The 16,967-nt window shown below is 57.9% G+C and carries 14 protein-coding genes; 5 read left to right on the top strand and 9 right to left on the bottom strand.

What is annotated here, in order from left to right:
• Window positions 1-51: 51 nt before the first annotated feature.
• Entirely contained in the window at window positions 52-1,170 is a 1,119-nt protein-coding gene (locus PQR08_RS11310; RefSeq protein ID WP_250486516.1) for a DegT/DnrJ/EryC1/StrS family aminotransferase, read from the bottom strand.
• A complete protein-coding gene (locus PQR08_RS11305) occupies window positions 1,167-1,640 on the bottom strand; it encodes a cupin domain-containing protein (RefSeq protein ID WP_250486515.1) in 474 nt (157 codons plus the stop codon). The genes PQR08_RS11310 and PQR08_RS11305 overlap by 4 nt, the downstream gene beginning before the upstream one ends.
• Before the next feature lie 407 nt (window positions 1,641-2,047).
• Here PQR08_RS11305 and PQR08_RS11300 point away from each other — a divergent pair, with 407 nt between their 5' ends.
• Complete coding sequence (locus PQR08_RS11300) at window positions 2,048-2,998, top strand: GDP-L-fucose synthase family protein (RefSeq protein WP_187606860.1); 951 nt, start codon at window positions 2,048-2,050, stop codon at window positions 2,996-2,998.
• A 36-nt stretch (window positions 2,999-3,034) separates the two neighbouring features.
• Entirely contained in the window at window positions 3,035-4,051 is a 1,017-nt protein-coding gene (locus PQR08_RS11295; RefSeq protein ID WP_250486514.1) for a phytanoyl-CoA dioxygenase family protein, read from the top strand.
• A 31-nt stretch (window positions 4,052-4,082) separates the two neighbouring features.
• On the opposite strand, the gene PQR08_RS11290 is transcribed toward PQR08_RS11295, so the two are convergent.
• The 4 genes from PQR08_RS11290 to PQR08_RS11275 form a co-directional block, all read right to left on the bottom strand.
• Window positions 4,083-5,249: a glycosyltransferase gene (locus PQR08_RS11290; RefSeq protein ID WP_250486513.1), complete on the bottom strand. Its 1,167-nt coding sequence runs from the start codon at window positions 5,247-5,249 to the stop codon at window positions 4,083-4,085.
• Between the two features lie 107 nt (window positions 5,250-5,356).
• A complete protein-coding gene (gene gmd, locus PQR08_RS11285) occupies window positions 5,357-6,475 on the bottom strand; it encodes a GDP-mannose 4,6-dehydratase (RefSeq protein WP_250486512.1) in 1,119 nt (372 codons plus the stop codon).
• Window positions 6,476-6,517: 42 nt separating this feature from the next.
• Window positions 6,518-8,731 carry a polysaccharide biosynthesis tyrosine autokinase gene (locus PQR08_RS11280; protein ID WP_408161287.1) on the bottom strand — a complete coding sequence of 738 codons (2,214 nt, stop codon included), beginning with the start codon at window positions 8,729-8,731 and terminating at the stop codon, window positions 6,518-6,520.
• Between the two features lie 229 nt (window positions 8,732-8,960).
• On the bottom strand, window positions 8,961-9,182 hold the full coding sequence (locus PQR08_RS11275; protein ID WP_250486510.1) for a hypothetical protein: 222 nt from the start codon (window positions 9,180-9,182) through the stop codon (window positions 8,961-8,963).
• 29 nt (window positions 9,183-9,211) lie between these two features.
• On the opposite strand from PQR08_RS11275, the gene PQR08_RS11270 reads away from it, so the two are divergent.
• A complete protein-coding gene (locus tag PQR08_RS11270) occupies window positions 9,212-10,465 on the top strand; it encodes a glycosyltransferase WbuB (RefSeq protein ID WP_250486509.1) in 1,254 nt (417 codons plus the stop codon).
• A 38-nt stretch (window positions 10,466-10,503) separates the two neighbouring features.
• On the opposite strand, the gene PQR08_RS11265 is transcribed toward PQR08_RS11270, so the two are convergent.
• On the bottom strand, window positions 10,504-11,916 hold the full coding sequence (locus PQR08_RS11265; RefSeq protein ID WP_250486508.1) for a lipopolysaccharide biosynthesis protein: 1,413 nt from the start codon (window positions 11,914-11,916) through the stop codon (window positions 10,504-10,506).
• A gap of 120 nt (window positions 11,917-12,036) precedes the next feature.
• On the bottom strand, window positions 12,037-13,194 hold the full coding sequence (locus PQR08_RS11260) for a glycosyltransferase (protein WP_250486507.1): 1,158 nt from the start codon (window positions 13,192-13,194) through the stop codon (window positions 12,037-12,039).
• 364 nt (window positions 13,195-13,558) lie between these two features.
• Here PQR08_RS11260 and PQR08_RS11255 point away from each other — a divergent pair, with 364 nt between their 5' ends.
• Together PQR08_RS11255 and PQR08_RS11250 are read left to right on the top strand one after the other, a co-directional pair.
• Window positions 13,559-14,980 (top strand): glycosyltransferase family 4 protein, encoded by a 1,422-nt coding sequence (locus tag PQR08_RS11255; protein ID WP_250486506.1) that lies wholly within the window; start codon window positions 13,559-13,561, stop codon window positions 14,978-14,980.
• A 117-nt stretch (window positions 14,981-15,097) separates the two neighbouring features.
• On the top strand, window positions 15,098-15,646 hold the full coding sequence (locus PQR08_RS11250) for an LbetaH domain-containing protein (RefSeq protein ID WP_250486529.1): 549 nt from the start codon (window positions 15,098-15,100) through the stop codon (window positions 15,644-15,646).
• Window positions 15,647-15,705: 59 nt separating this feature from the next.
• On the opposite strand, the gene PQR08_RS11245 is transcribed toward PQR08_RS11250, so the two are convergent.
• Window positions 15,706-16,695: a GlxA family transcriptional regulator gene (locus PQR08_RS11245; protein WP_250486505.1), complete on the bottom strand. Its 990-nt coding sequence runs from the start codon at window positions 16,693-16,695 to the stop codon at window positions 15,706-15,708.
• Window positions 16,696-16,967: the final 272 nt, after the last annotated feature.

Here is a 16,967-nt window from a genome sequence, read left to right as displayed (position 1 = left end):
TGAGTGGTCACGATGAACCTTTGAGGGGAACGCTGCGCCCGACTGACTCGCCTAAAGAAATGTGGCCAGCATATTTCGAACCGCGGCCACCGACTGATCCTGCTGCGCCTCGGTAAGCGCAAGGCCGCTCGGCAGATAGAATCCGCGCCGGCTCATGCGTTCGGCGACCGGATAACGCTCTCCCTCGAAGAGGCCTTGTTTGAGGAAGACCGGTTGCTCGTGCATGGGCCAGAAAAAAGGCCTCGCGCTCACGCCTGCTTCGGCCAGCATGGCGCGCGCTTCGTCCGCGTCGATGGGCACACTTTCATCCAGCACCAGACCGAATACCCAATAGATGTTATCGGCATATGCGCACGCCACCGGTGCAAGTTCGATTCCCCGGACACCGCGCAAAAGCGATTCATAGCGACGCCCCAGTTCCCGCTTTCTCGCGATGTGCGCATCGAGCTTTTCGAACTGCGCAAGCCCTACCGCCGCCTGAAGGTTACTCATTCGATAATTCCAGCCGAGCTCTTCATGCACGAAACGCCTTTCGGGTTTGAAGCACAGATTTCGCAGGCTTCGTGCCCGCGCGGCCAGCGCGTCGTCGTCGCAGAGGATCATGCCGCCTTCGCCCGTCGCGATATGCTTGTTCGCGTAAAAACTGAAGCAGGAGATCTCACCGAAGCTACCGCACTGACGCCCTTCGTAGGTCTGACCAATGGCCTGCGCCGCATCTTCGATGACCGTGAGCCCGTGCTTCCGCGCTAGATCCAGCACAGGCGTCATGTCCACGGGCAAACCGAAAGTGTGCACGGGCATGATCGCACGCGTTCGGCTCGTGATGGCCTCTTCGATCTTCGCGACGTCCATGTTCCATGTATCTGCGCGCGAATCGACCAGTCGCAGCTTCGCGCCCGTACGAACGATCGCGGATGCGCAGGAAATGATCGTATGTGTCGGGATGATTACTTCGTCGTCGGGACCAAGCCCGAGCGCCGCAGCGGCGACGTCCAGCGCCGCGCTTCCGTTTGCCACTGCGATGGCATGCTTGCGGCCCACATATTGCGCCATTGCCTGTTCGAAGCGCTCGACGAATGCGCCATCCGACGATATCCAGCCGGTCTCGATGCACTGGTTCAGGTAGATCTTTTCATTTCCATCGAGCAGGGGTTCATTGACGGGAATCATCGGGGTCCTCTTTCGGTTTCGAGTTCCTTGAAGCGCACTTTCTCCTGCTCACCAATATACGGTCCTTGCTTCACTTCGATGAAAGATGCGTCATCGAGTACTTCGAAGCCGTGTCCGCCCGCCGCCAGCAGGATGACATCGCCGGGCAGCAGCACGCGACTCGTCACAGGTTCTCGATCCGCGGTATAGAGCCTGACCAGCATACGGCCACGCTTCATAAAGAGGACTTCCTGCGTCCACTCGATCCGACGCGGAACACATGTATGCACGTGCGCGTCGATCAATTTTCCTGCTGGATGTTCCATGTAGGCGAGCTGCTGAGGAAACTCTCTTGGCGTCAGAAAGTTGACCCCTTCTTTCGAGTACGAGTCGCGGACGATGATGGCAAGCGTGACGCCCGCAACCGAGATGACTTCGAGATTCGGATTCTGAACGACCTCAGTGTTTCCTTCTGCCGATAAAGATTCCATGTTTATCCCCGACGAGAGCCTGCCGCATCCTTCCGGCACTGCAAACGTTCCGGAAGCCCGCTCGAGGCAAATCACGAGCCCGTGAACGGCCTCCGCACGCCCACGAAGCTTAGGACCGGCACACGGATGAGCGGACTCGAATGGCCGAATTAACCATGACGTTGGCCGAAGCGGATCTCGCGGTACGTGATGGTTCATGCACGCTCTTATCGACGATGTTGTCGACCGAGGGAAAGCTCAGCTAGCGACAATATCTTGGCACCGTCCGCCACAACCCAAACCTTGTTTATATGCATGGCTAACCTGACAATCGCACGTCAAGCTCGCACGTCAAGCCTCTCGGAATCCAGTGTCTGCGGGAAATCACGTTCCGATCAACGCACCTCAATGGACGATTGAGCATCAACATGAACAAAGGTTCTCGGATCTATGTCGCCGGACATCAAGGCATGGTCGGCTCAGCCCTTCTACGGTGTCTCGCCAGTCGCGGGTATCGCGATGTGATCACGCGATCACGACAGCAACTGGACTTGCTGGATCAGCGTGCCGTGACGGAATTCTTCGCCAGGGAGAACATCGACGTCGTGCTCCTCGCCGCGGCCAAGGTGGGCGGAATACATGCGAACTCGTCCCAGCCCGCCTCGTTTCTCTACGAGAATCTCGTCATTGAAACCAATGTTATCCATGCAGCATTTGCGCATGGCACGCCCGAGCTGGTCTTCTTCGGTTCGTCCTGCATCTATCCGAAGTACTGCCCACAGCCTATCCGCGAAGACTATCTGCTCACGAGCGGCTTCGAGCAGACCAATGAGGCCTATGCCATCGCCAAAATCGCCGGGCTCAAGCTCTGTGAAGCCTATAGCCGGCAGCACGGAATGCGCTACATATCGGTGATGCCCACGAATCTATATGGCCCGAACGATAACTATGATCTGCAGAACGGGCATGTTCTGGCAGCGCTCATACGCAAGACACATGAGGCGAAGCTCAACGAGATGGACTCGCTCTCCGTGTGGGGCTCCGGATCGCCCAGACGGGAATTCCTGCACGTCGACGATCTCGCGTCCGCCGTGCTCGCCCTGCTGGACAGCGCGCACGCCGAGGGCGTGTTCAATATCGGGTATGGCAGAGACATCGCGATTGCGGACCTCGCGCGCCTGATCTGCGATGTCGTCGGCTTTTCCGGATCGCTGAAGTTCGACTTGTCGAAGCCGGATGGAACGCCGAGAAAACTGCTCGACGTGTCGAAGCTGGTCGCGCTGGGCTGGTCGCCCACGATAACGCTAAGGGACGGCATTGCGGCGACGTATGCCGACTTTACGGCGAACGTGCAGAGAAACGGATACGCCAACGCCTAGCCCGCGCGCGCCACTCACAACGATTCGGAGAACCCCATGGCAAGCTTGCCGCTGAACGCAGATTCGACCTTCGACGACGGGCAAATCCAGGACGCCGCACACAATGCGCCGGCTTATGCCGACCTGTCCGCCCGTGAGACAGAACAAGCGCTCTTTACCCCCGAGTTCCTCTCCGTCGATGTCGGGCACGTGGTAGACGAGCTGAATCAGAAAGGATACTTTGCGTTTCCTTCGGCGCTATCGCCCGAGGCCATAGAGACCATAGAACGCGATGCGACCGAAACGAAGCATAAGTTGAACGTCAACAAGGTCAGCGGCGTATTCTCGGAGCGGCAATACTATCTGACGAACCTGCTCGCGATTTCCAGGACTTTCTACGAGTTCTCGACCTCACCGTTCGTCTTCGGGGTGTGCGAAGGATATCTTGGCGATCAGTTCCGCCTCAAGGCGTTGCGATACTACGAAACCTATGGCGGCCACCATATGCAGTGGCATACCGACAACAAGACCGACCGGGAGTTCGCCCATATCCCCGGCATCATCTTTATCTTCTATGTTTCGGATGTCGAAGACGGCGAGTTTCAGTACGTCGAAGGCTCGCATTTGTGGTCCGGAGAAAAGGCATACAGCGACTATACGGACGAGTTCATTGCCGATAACTTTTCGTCCTCCGTCAAATCCTTCAAGATGCCGCGTGGATCGCTCGTCATTTACAATACATATGGCATTCACCGGGCGAGACCGGTAGCGGACAAGAACTTTGTCAGGAAGAGCGTCTTCTTTCAGGTCGACAGTGAAATCAATAAATCCGAGCCCATCATCGTCAATACCGAATTCATTTCGAGACTCGATGATCGAATCTCGACATTCCTCGGTTTCGGTCGTCCCTCGAACTATGAGGTCTTTCCCAATACGTCGCTCAATTCGCTTCCGCTCGACGGGACCATGATGTCCGTCATGGGAAAGTACATGTTGTACCGGATGGCGCGCACGGCGTTCGCGAGCATTCCCCAGGCTCTCAAGCCCACGCTAAGGAAGATGATCGGGCGATGACTTTCGGCAATCGACGATGCACCGATAACGCCTACCGCGTTGCGCGTTCGGCCAGGATCGAAGACAGCGTGCGTCTGAAGGCGCCTTGTGTCAGCAGGCCCGAAGTCGCGGCTATTGCCTGCTCGATCTTCGTTCGCTTGCGCAGATAGATCTCCTCGGCGCTTCCGAGCGCATCGACGATCGACGCCGCTTCCGGCTTCGCAAAGCATATGGCTTCGTGAATCTCCTTTACGCTGATAGCCGGAAGGTCCGTGGATATGACCAGTCTTCCGGACGCGACATACTCGATAACCTTGAACGGAAATACGCCATTGCTCATCTTTTCGATCGAAGCGTGCAGATTGACCAGCACATCACAGTCCGAAATCAGTGAGAGCAAAGTCCCTTCATCGACACGTCCGTGAAAATGCACCGAGTGATTCTCGGCCGAAAGCGCCGCGAATTCCGATGCAAGCGGACCCGTTCCGCACACATGGAAGGTGAAGCGTCCGTTGGATAATCGGATCAGATCGAGAACGACATCGGCGCCTTTCTCGGCACTCAACCCGCCAAAATATCCGATGACGGTCCGCTCACCTTTCGCGCGTGAGAACGGCAGTCGCCGCCCGCATGTTTCGAGCAGGCCGTCGGACACCACGCCCGGACACAACACGACGGGGCAGCCGCTACGTCGATGCTCACGTATCGATAGATATTCATTCACCGCAAGGCATAGCGTCGGGGCCGGCAGAAGGAAACGCCATGCAATGAAGTCGAGCATGGGCTTGGGATGCCAGCGTCGTCGCGAGAAAAGCCAGTCTTCGAACTCGAGAACGAGACGCGCTCCTGAGCGTCTCGTGAGCACGCGAGCCAGCATCGATTCGAATACGTACGGGTTATAGATCCATACGACATCCGGATTTCCAAACTTAAAGATTTCACGACTCACGGCCGCCACTTCGAATAGATTCAACATCTTCCCGACCGGTCTTGCGGGATATCGGCGCAGCGTAATCTCACGGATATGCGCATCGCCGACGCGCGCATCGCGAACTTCTCTGGGCAAATACGCTTCTTCTTCGTGCGCCGTATTTACCAACACGACATCACGCGTCAGTTGTGTGGCCAGAGTGAGAAAGAACTCCAGTTTGCGAGCGGCGCCGAGGTCTCTGTTCGACTCGCGATTGGCTGCGCTATAGGGCGCGATAAACACCAGCATGTCCACTCCGCAGCACGTGTTCGAATGGGCGATTCCGGGCTACGTCGCCCGATGGCAGGCGCTCGCCAAAGTTCACGCGAGGCGCCCGGCTCGGGCTAAGCCGTTCCTCACTCGTGATGCTCCAGCGCCCGGTATCCGGCGAGCGTGATCAGCGCATCCCGTTTCGCTATCTGATAGTCGGAGAGCACCATCTCCTTCACGAGCGCATCGAAGGTCACTGTCGGCGACCATCCCAGTTTTGCATGGGCTTTCGACGGGTCTCCCAGCAACGTTTCGACTTCTGTTGGCCTGAAATAGCGAGGATCGACCCGAACGATAACCGTGCCCGGCGGAACGCGGCACTCCTTGCTCGTGACTGCCTCGACGATGCCGACTTCATCGACACCGCTTCCCTCGAAGCGAAGCTTGACGCCGAGTTCCGACGCCGCCTTCTGAACGAATTCCCTCACGCTGTACTGCACGCCCGATGCGATGACGAAGTCTTCCGGCTCCGGTTGCTGAAGCATGAGCCACTGCATCTGAACGTAATCGCGTGCATGTCCCCAGTCGCGCAACGCCCCGAGATTGCCGAGATACAGACAGTCCTGCGATCCGATCGCGATGCGGGCGATGGCTCGCGTGATCTTGCGCGTCACGAATGTCTCTCCACGGACGGGCGATTCGTGATTGAACAGAATCCCGTTGCACGCGTAAATGCCATAAGCCTCGCGATAGTTGACCGTGATCCAGTACGCATATAACTTTGCCACGGCATAAGGGCTTCGCGGATAGAACGGCGTGGACTCCCGCTGAGGCACTTCCCTGACCAGGCCGTATAACTCAGATGTCGATGCCTGATAGAAGCGCGCGCGCTTCTCGAGACCCAATATACGGATTGCTTCCAGTATCCGAAGAGCGCCCAGTCCGTCAGCGTTGGCTGTGTATTCGGGCTCCTCGAAGGACACGGCGACGTGGCTCTGCGCGGCCAGATTGTAGATCTCGTCCGGCTGAACACGTTGAATGATGCGCAGAATGCTGGTCGAGTCGGTCAGATCGCCGTGGTGCAAATGGAAGCGGCGCTGCGCCACATGATCGTCCTCATACAGATGGTCGATCCGGTCGGTGTTGAAGAGCGATGAACGGCGTTTTACCCCATGCACCTCATAGCCCTTGTCCAGCAGGAATTGTGCGAGATAGGAACCGTCCTGACCGGTGATCCCGGTAACCAGCGCGACCTTGTTCGGCATCGTTTCTTCTCCTCATGTGCGTACGCCACGTTCAAAATTCATTCAGGCGGTCTTGATGCTGGTCTCGCCTCGTCCGCTGCCATATCCGTACGAGGCACCGTATCCCGAGCCGTATGTGGATCTGTCGGCGGGAACATCGGTGAAAAGCACGCCGCTCACGCTGACGCCGCCCTTCTGCAAACGGCTCAACGCCTCGTGAACTTCGGCGACGGAATGTCTCCCGTGCCGCACCACGAAGAGGGTCGTCCCTGCCTGGCGTCCGATCAGCGTCGCGTCGGTGACGGCGAGCACGGGCGGCGTATCGATTACGACGCAGTCGTAACGCATGGAAACCGCGTGGATCAATTCACTCAGGCGTCCGCTCATGAGAATGTCCGCGGGATTGAGCGAGTCGCCGCCGCGCGAGATCAGATCGACGCCGTCCATGACTTCGCGCCGCACCACATCGTCGAATGCGTCTCCGTTCAGCAGCTCGCGCAATCCAGGACCGGCGGACGGCGCGAAAGACGCGTGCATGTTGCCCATGCGCATGTCGGCGTCGATAAGAAGGACTCGCTTTCCGCCAGCCGCCTGAACAGCCGCGAGATTGGCCGATAGAAACGACTTGCCGGCGCCGGGCGTCGAGCTTGTGATCATGATCACGTTGTTGCGCGGCGTGGCGCTGATCGACTGCAACGCCGTACGGAGACTTCGCACGCCTTCCACCGCCACGTCGCATGGTGAGCGCGCCGCCAGCACGTGAACGCCGGGATGTCTGCGGCGTATGTCGTCCTGCAATCGAACCTGCAGCTCGCTATGCGGCACGACAGCGCAAACGGGAATGCCAAGAGCCCGCTCGATCTCGACGCTTCGCTCCACGCCGCCGATCATCGCTCTGCGCAGGAATGCCGCAGCGATTCCGAGGACGATGCCCAGCACCGCGGACAGCGACAGAAGCACGCGCCAATTTGGTTTTACCGCCCTTTCCGGCGTCATGGCGCGATCGACGATGCGCACATTGCCGACGTTACCCGCCTTGATGACGCGAAGCTGTTGCGCGCTATTCAGGAGACTCGTATATAGCTCGGTGTCGACACGCACGTCGCGCATGAGACGAAGCGCCGTCTGCTCGGTATCCGGTAAGGTCGCGACGCGTCTGCTCAGAGCTTCGCGGTCCTGTTGCAAGCGGGCTATCTTGGCATTGATCCCCGTGAGCGTCGGATAGCCCGGCTGATAGTGCTGGGCGACGTCGTCGCGCTGCTGCGTGAGTGAGCGCATGGCCGTATCGAGATCGACCACTTGTTGCAGCAACAGCCGGCTTTCGGTGCTGAGATCGATCGTTCCTTTGCTGTTTCGAAAAGCGTTGTATTGCTCTTCCGCGTGCTGCAGTTCCTCCCGGAGTTTCGGTAGCTGACTCTCCAGGAAAAGAAGCGAATGCTCGGCTTCTGAAGATCGTCTCGCGAGGTCTTGCGCAAGGTATTCCTGAGCGACCGTATTGACGATATCGGCCACGCGCAATGGATCTGCGCCCTCGAGCGCAATGCCGATCATGCCCGACTGAGCCTTGCGTTCCGATATCGATAAGGCATTCTGGAGTGCAAGAATAGCCGCCTGTGCCGAGTTCGCCGTCAGGGTGAATTCGCAGCCGGCGGGCGCGTCGAGGTCGGCGACGAGCACGCGGACTTCTCCATTGCCATAAGGCGTCGTCAATTGCTTTCCCACCGTTCCCTGTCCGAGAACGATTCCATCCGGCGCGATCAGTTCGAACGACTTGTCCTTTCCAGCCTTGACGAGAAACTGTTGGCCGATTGCCGAGCGCGGCACGTCGAACGCCGAGACTTCGATTGCCTCGTCACCCCATGCGAAACGCCGCAAACCGAAAGGCAGTTCCGAGCCACTCCATCCTCCACCGCCTAGCGTCGCGATCCAGCGACCGATAAGCGGAAAATAGCGCGGATGCGCAGCAACTTCGAGGTGCAATTGGCGCACCGTCTCGCCTACCACGAGCCGCGAACGAATCAGCTCCATCTCGGTATCGGCGTCCGCCTTCACCTTCGAATCGAATATTGCGGAAAGCCGGCCCAGCGCTTCGGTGTCCGATGAACTCGACGTCTGCGTGCCGATTTGCACGAGCGCATCCGCTCGATACATCGGCTGATTCAACGCTCCGTAGAACGCTCCCAGCGCGAAAGTGCCGAGCGCGACCGCGCATACGAGACGTCGGCTGTCGAAGACGACCCGGAAGTACTCCGATATCGACACGTTGTCCCCGTGCATCGAATCTCCCCGCGTGCTCTGCTTCATCGAGACCATATTTATGCCGATCGGGTTCGTTGCGTCCCGAAAGCAAGGCACGCCCGGGAGACGCGATTGTGTGAAGAACGACGCGTCGAGTGTGCGTTCGTCCGGACAGTTACCCTGGTTCTCGTCAACGAAGAAACGAAGCAGCACGGGATCATGGAACGATAGGTCCACGAGGTTCCCTGTCTCCGCCACGATGAGAACTCTACATATATCTGCGCCGCACGTTTCGCTTGCCGACTGAAATCGCCAAGATGTTGTCGGCAACGGCAATAGTGCCGGTAATAACCGGACCGTCGTACGGATGGGTGGCGTGCTTCGGCAAGGCTTTGTCGGCTGGCGCGAACAAGCGTCTTGTACCATCCGACGGATAACTGATATCAAGCTTCACATATTCGCCGCGCGAAACCCATTGACGAATGTTCATTCAATTCCAAATTCTAATTAGGTACCCGAATGAAAATCCTGATGATTTCGCTGAACTATGCCCCCGAGGTCTCTGGCATCGGGAAGTATTCGTCAGAGCTTGCAGAATGGTTCGCAAAGCGGGGGCATACAGTACGCGTGATCACGGCGTCACCATACTATCCAGGCTGGCGGGTACAGGAAGGGTATAGCGCACGCAGGTACTCGACAGAAGCGCTCAACGACGTATCGGTGATGCGCGTGCCGTTCTGGTGTCCCCGGCGGCCCTCCGGAATAAAACGCCTGATTCACCTGATGAGTTTCGCCATTGCCGCCGTACCCCGGGCGCTTGCTCAGATACGCTGGCGCCCCGATCTCGTGTGGTTCGTCGAGCCGCCCTTGTTCGCGAGCCCGCTCGCATTGCTGACCGCGCGCGCAAGCGGCGCGCTTTGCTGGCTTCATATCCAGGACTATGAGATCGATGCGGCATTCAACCTCGGCATGCTCAAAGGTGACGGATTGCAAAGGCTCTGCCTGAAGGTCGAGCGAGCGCTTCTTACACGCGTGGACGGCGTTTCAACCCCTTCGGCAGCGATGACGCAACGCGCCGCCTCGAAGGGCGTAGCCGATGACAAGCTATGTCTCGTGCCAAACTGGGTCGACACCGCGAACATTCGGCCACTTGGGCGAACAAGTGCTTACCGTGGCCGGCTCGGTATCGACGAAAACGCGATCGTGGTGCTGTATGCCGGGAATCTGGGCGCCAAGCAAGGCCTCGAACTGCTTCCTGAAGCCGCCCAATTGCTGCTGCATCGGCGTGACATCGTCTTCGTCATATGCGGCAATGGTCCGGCGCGAGAGCATCTGAAGGCGCAAGCGGCGGGGCTTCCGAATATCAAGCTTATCGGCTTGCAATCGAACAAGCGTTTCAATGAATTGATGGGCCTTGCGGATATCCACGTTCTCCCTCAACGTGCCGACGCGGCCGATCTCGTGATGCCGTCCAAGCTCGGCGCGATGCTCTCGAGCGAACGGCCGGTTGTCGCAACTGCCGCCGAACATACGGAGTTATGGAACATCGTTCATGCGGTGGGCATCGTAACCGAGCCTGGCTCCGCGGCCGCAATGTCGCAGGCGATTGCCCGCCTCGCCGACGATCCGGCATTGCGAGAACGCCTCGGCGCGCTCGGGCGAGGTTATGCGACGACCCATCTTTCCCGAGAAAAGATCCTCACTGCGTTCGAGAGCCGAGTCGTGATCGACCTCCGGAAGAAGCGCGGAATCCCGGATCGCGTCATTACTTGAGTCGGTGCCGCGTGTACGCGGCAATCCGGCATTTCGACTCACACAACGTGCGCAAGAATGCGCCTTCTAAATAGCCCGATATACACGGCATAGTCCGCCACTACGCTGGCAATGATGGTTGCCCAGATCGCCCAATCGACCGTGCCGAACTTCCTGAGCAGGTATATCTTGAGCGGAATGGAAATCAGGCAAAAGACCAATACCGTAAGCAACTGCGGTCGCAGTTCATTCACACCGTTGAGAAAGATCGCGAAGGAATTGCCCGTCGCTTCGACCACGGCGGACACGGCCACGGCGCACCGGAGTTCAAACGGCACATCGAGTTGATCGCCGGTCCAGACCTTCATAAGCCAGGACGACAACGCGAGGATCGTCATGCTCATCAGCAACGCGGTTCCCGTGGTCACGCACATGGACAGCTTCAGCGTGTTTCTGATGAATACCTTTTCGCCTCGTGATCGCGCGTCCGCATAGAGACCCCACAGCGGGACCGACAGCATCCCGATCGTCACGGCGATCGCCTGGAATAGCCGTTGGGCGACCGCGAGTCTCGCCACTTCCTTGACACCGAGAACGTTCGATACGATCAACGGGTCGCAGGCGCTGCCGCATATCATTCCGATCTGGAGGATGAAGAATATGCTCCCCGTCTTCATCAGCACCGTGCTGTCGCGCCAGCCAGGACCGGCCCAGATGCGGCGGCAGAGTGAAAATATCCGCTCGCGATGAAGACGCACCAGAAGGATCAAGGCGCTCGCGACTTGCACGCCGTACGTGCACACGACGAGATATGGCATGGGCGCATGCGAGCGCGCACAGAGATAGAGCAGCGGCAACGAGCAAAAATATCCGATCGCCGCAACGGTATGAGGCTCCCATGCCCGCTGCAAACCGAAGAACACCTTTCTCACGCCACCCAGCGGAATGTTCACGCAAAACAGCGCGATGAAGGTAAGCGTCGACAACACAGCCTCCCGCGCGACCTCCGCCGACCCGATCTTGAGCACCCGCTGAAAGTCGATCAACATCACGGCGCAGATCAATACGCCTCCGACCGCCAGACCGATTACGGTGAGCAGTAATACCCCGCGCGTTACGATCGTCTGCACGGCGTCGTCATCGTCGGCCGCTTTGGCATCGGCAACGAGATTGACGAGTCCGTTCGCGACGCCCAGATCCAGAACCTGCAGCATGACCGCGAGACTCGATATCGTCATCCAGATGCCGAAACGCTCTTGTCCGAGATAGGGAAGCGTAAAGGATACCGACAGCACCACCACCGCAAAGCCCAGCGCCGCACTTACCGCGTTGCAGCCGACCGAGCGCGCGGCGCGAGCATAGCGCTCCCTGTCGCGCCCTTCGGAAGCGCCGACACCGAAAGGCAAACGACGAAAGCATAACCGTAGGATGGAAGCCGGTGCGCGCGCGAAAGAACGATCTGAAAGCGCCATGAGGTCGTCTCATCTATGACGCTTCTCTTCCGCTCGACGATAACCCAGGGAAAGAACAGCGACGGTTAAACGGAACATCGGCATCGACAACTTCGGACGGGCGCGCAAGCACGCCAAAGTTCACGCAATCCGGCCGCTCATCAAAGCGATATAGTTTTGAGCTACGCGGGAAACGTGGAAGCGATCTTCGAAGCATTGCTTCGCCGCGACTCTCATTGCAGTCTTGGTGTCTTCCGGCAAACGCGTCCATTGCATTAGGAGGCGAGTGATGCCCTGCTGCGTGTCTTCGTCCGCGAGTCCGGCGCCATCGCCGACGACCTCTTGCCAGATTCCGACCTTATCGGTCAAAAGCACCGGCACTCCGCATGCGAGTGCTTCAACCACTACCACGCCGAAGTTCTCCTGATGCGATGGCAGGATCATGACGTCCGCCGCTTGCAACAGGGACCATTTATCGGTTCCCTTCACCATGTCGAGCCAGGTGATGCGCCCGGAAAGTCCGAGTTGCTCCGCTTCGCGACGCAGTTTCACTGCGAGTCCGTCGTTGTCCGGCCCTGCGATGACGAGCCGATAATCGGCGGCGGCGTCCTTTATTTCGTGAAACGATCGGATCAGCAAGTCGCAACCCTTCTTTTCATGAATCCGCCCGAGAAAAAGAATGAGTTTCTTGTTTCCCGACTCGCCGGGAGAACGCCATCTTTCGATCTCTGTCATCCCGATCGAAGGTGGTGGCGCGGTGCCGATCGTCATCGTCGTTTCCCTGGCTCTGTACAACGGAAAGGCCTTGCGTGCCAGTTCGCGCTCGCTTTCCGTCGTGAATAGAACGCCTTTTGCGCCATTGACCACGTGTCGTTCCACGAACAGCCAATAGATCAGCTTCTTTGCGTACTTGAGCGGCTTACCGACGTTGAACCACGGATCGAGCATGCCATGCGGCATGACGAAATAGGGGATGTTTCCAGGACGCAGCGAAAACACCGCCGCCGCGCTGTGAAATTGCCAGATTCCGTCTACGACAATCCCATCGTATTGCCTGCCGTGTTGTTTGAGCCATCGAATCAGACGCAGACTCAAGGCGTATTTGCCAGCATAGTGCCCAAGGCGGACCACGCGATCGAATGCGCCATCGTCCGTCTTGTCGGCATGCACCGAAGAGTCGAGACAAACGATGTCGACCGTGTGTCCGCTAAGGCGCAGTTCTGTCGCGAGCCTCTTGAGAGCCTCGGCTGGGCCGCCATAGCGCGCTTCCAGAGACGGAATGATGTGAAGCGTTTTCAAAGACGTCCTCCGATGATTCGTGATCCGCGCGAGCCACCATAAGATGAATGGACTGTCGTGCTGTCGCATCCGCTTGCCGAGGCCACCATGAACTGCATTCGCTCCGGATAGCCATCGTAGTGGCTGGTCCGCCTGAAAAACGCCATTGGCGGAAATCATCAAGCTTTTGGCCGCTGTCCTCGCACGCGGATCATGGTCGGAGCGCGCACGACTGCCTCAATCGGTCAGCCAACGTCTTGTTGAGATCAGTCAGAACACGGTCCGCCCATACACGACCGGCTACCGTTGAGAGTGCATGAATCAGCGGTCCGATCAACGAGCGCCCTACTGCGCCGCACGCATCCTATTCCGAGGGATTGAAGATATGCTGTCCAAGAGAGCTGCATCGAATGCGCTATACGATGGTGATCTGGCAGTTCCCCGCATTACCCTTGCACACGCCGATTATCTCGAACACCCAGACGCCGCGGATCCGCCGCCCAAGAAATTTCATGTCCGCCCCATCCGATTGGTTGTTATCTTCGAGCAGGACAATTCGATGGGTGGAGGATTTCAACAGGCGATCAACGCCGCGCTTCTGACCAAACGTCTGCCGCCTGAACTCTGCACCGTGACGCTAGTCACGACACGTCAGTCGACGATCGAAGAATTACATGGTATTGGTATCGACGCTATTTACCTTCCCAGTGGGCGTTTGCAGCGGTTGCTCGCGCGCTTTCATGTGATGTGGCGACAGCTGAATCCATCCCCATTGCTTAAGCAGAAGAATCACTTCAATTGGCTGGATAGAGCTCTGCGGGACATCGGCACGGACCTGGTCTATTTCACATGTCCGTCTTTCCTGGCACTGGTTACCACGCAGTTCAGTTATCTCTTTACTGTCTGGGACCTTTCGCACAGAGACGAAGTCGACTTCCCCGAGGTGCGGTCAGGTGGCGAGTTCGAGCGTCGTGAGCAGATCTATCAACAGGCGTTGAAGAAGGCGACCGGCATCATCGTGGACTCGGACGCGGGTCACGACAACGTGGTCCGACGATACGGCATCGATACAGATCGAGTGCATGTGATTCCGTTCTCTCCCGGCGTTGCAACCCAGCTACCCGAGCACGAGCTCGATCATCCGGATCGCTTCGTCGATATCAAGGCCAAATATGGCCTGAATTGCGACTACATCTACTATCCCGCGCAATTCTGGCCGCATAAGAACCATGTCTATTTGCTAAGGGGATTACGCAGTCTGGAAGATCGTTTCGGCATCAAGATGGGTGCTGTTTTCTCGGGGCGGGACTTCGGAAATCTTGCTTACGTACGATCCGTCGCGGCCGAGCTCAGGCTGACCGACCGAGTCCGCTTCGCCGGATACGTGCCCGATCACGAGCTGCCCTGCCTCTACCGACAGGCGACCGCGTTGGTGATGCCCACGTATTTCGGACCCACGAACCTGCCGCCCTACGAAGCATTTCAACTAGGGGTTCCGGTGCTGTATTCGGATCTCAAGGATTTGCGCGATCAGGTCGGTGACGCGGGTCTTCTTATCGATCTCTGCAATCCGGACAGTATGGCCGACTCGCTTCGAAAGCTCATGATCGATCCCGGCCTGCGGCAGACTCTCGTCGAACGAGGAAGGCAACGGATAGCGTCGCTCACGGATGACCGGCGCCTTTCGGTGCTTCAGCGCGCGCTGGAGGCTTTCCAGGCTCGACGTATGTGTTGGGAGCCTTGCCCGCCGACTCCTCATAATGAAGATGGGTACTCGCTCCAGGCCAACAGAACCCGCAAAGTCTGAGAACCCGTGTCTTGTGCAATGACTGCAGCAAGGGGAATCCAAATGGCATCAGAGCTCGGCTACGAACAAACGTCAGCCCCGGAGGTTCCTTTGGAGGAGGCGAACGATGACTATCCAATGGGCGGCGTGATCGACCTTAGCCGTGCCGGAAAGGGTAACTTCGTGAAGATGCGCTCGCCGCTCGTCGAAGCGCTCTGGTTCATCGTCGAAGCGAGCATCATCAATAACAAGCTCGTTCCTTTCTCCGGCCTGCGCGTTGCGCTGTTACGGCTATTTGGCGCCAGGATCGGCGTGGGCTGCCGCTTCCTGCATCCCGTTCGCGTGAAAGCGCCCTGGAATCTCGTGGTCGGCGATCATTGCTGGTTCGGCTTCGATACCTGGATCTACAATCAGGCGCCCATTCGTATCGGCTCGCACGTTTGCATCTCGCAGAGCACGTTCCTCACGACCGGATCGCATGCCATGGGCACGACGATGAACCTGCGCGTCGCGCCGATCGTCATCGAAGATGGTGTGTGGATCACGGCGAACTGTGTTGTGCAAATGGGCGTGACGATCGGCCGTTCAGCAGTGGTCACGCCGATGTCCGTCGTACATCGTTCACTTGCGCCCGAGGGTGTGTATGGCGGCAACCCGTGCCGCTTCATTCGCAAGCGTTTCGATTGATTGTCGATGGCCGATGCATATCCTGCGCGGAGCATAGCATCGGTTATCTGACGACAACATCAAAGCCGTTTCCGCGACCGTCCACGGAATTCCGTCGGAGACATCGAGAATTCCTTGCGGAACAGCTTGGAAAGCCTTTCGCCATTACTGAGCCCTGTTCGACGAGCGATCTTGTCGACCGGAAGATCGCTACTCTCGAGCAATTTGCAGGTGAGTTCGAGCCTCGCGCGCAGCAGGTACTTCGAAGGCGTGAGCCCTATCTCGCGTTTGAACAAGCGCAGGAAGTTGCGCTCACTCATCGAGAACATTCGCGCAGCATCGACGACGGATATCGGTTTCGAGCAGTTCTGCGCAAGCCAACGTGCCGATGCGCGCGCTTTCTCCGCAAGCGTCTGGTCGCACATCTCCTCGAACGAACCCGCTAAAGATATTTCCCCGGCAGAGCCGAGCCGGTCCGCTACGCGCACAGCCAGTTCAGCACCCAGATCCCTTCTGAGTAACGCGAGCGAGGACATCAGCGCCTGGTCGCGCTCATGCTCCGGAACGCTCGGCGGTGATTCGGCACGTATGCCCTGCTTGATCGATGGCCAGTCGCGCTTCCCCAAACCAGCGGCCGACAAGAGCATCTGAGCATTGCCGATCGCGGTGATGGTGACACTCTTTGCACTGACCCGTCGCAATAGATCGATGAGGCCATCATCGGCAGACGCGCGTGCGACACCGCTTCCGCCGGTGACGAAGAGGTTATCGAGGCTATCGAATTCCCTGCCTGCCAACTGTTCTGTCCAGACCGACATCGAAGAAGAGCACGAAACCGTGCCACCGCGAACCGATAAGAGGTTGACGCGATAGGTCAATGACCGGCTCTGAGCTTCGAATTGCAACTCGTTTGCCACGTGAAGCGCCTCGGCAAGCGTACCGGCGGCAAGCAAAGAGAATCCATCGTATATGACAATGCCGACATGCTTGACCGCCGCAGAATCCTTTACGGGACGAGTGCGATTGTTATTGCACGCTATCGCGTCGAACACGTGGGATGAGGTTGACATGACGGAGCCCCTAGGTCGTTGCGTTAGTGTTCTTCGTACTAAATGGGCAGATCGACTACCGGGCTTCATCGAAACGTGCGATTCGACGAGCTCACGAGAGCAGGTTACAGGCAAGAAAAAATTACGTCGAGACTTCGACAAAAATAGCTTTCCATATGAAAAAAATTCAACATCGATCATACGGATGAATGGTTACGGACGTTCGTATAGACGTGATGCATGAATCACGTCATATCAAAGTTAACGAGCTGCTTTTAATTCATATGCTATGA

Source organism: Caballeronia jiangsuensis, from assembly GCF_046030135.1.
Taxonomy (GTDB): domain Bacteria; phylum Pseudomonadota; class Gammaproteobacteria; order Burkholderiales; family Burkholderiaceae; genus Caballeronia; species Caballeronia jiangsuensis.
The sequence above is the reverse complement of the archived record's forward strand: the minus strand, read 5'-3'. Positions and strand labels throughout refer to the sequence as shown.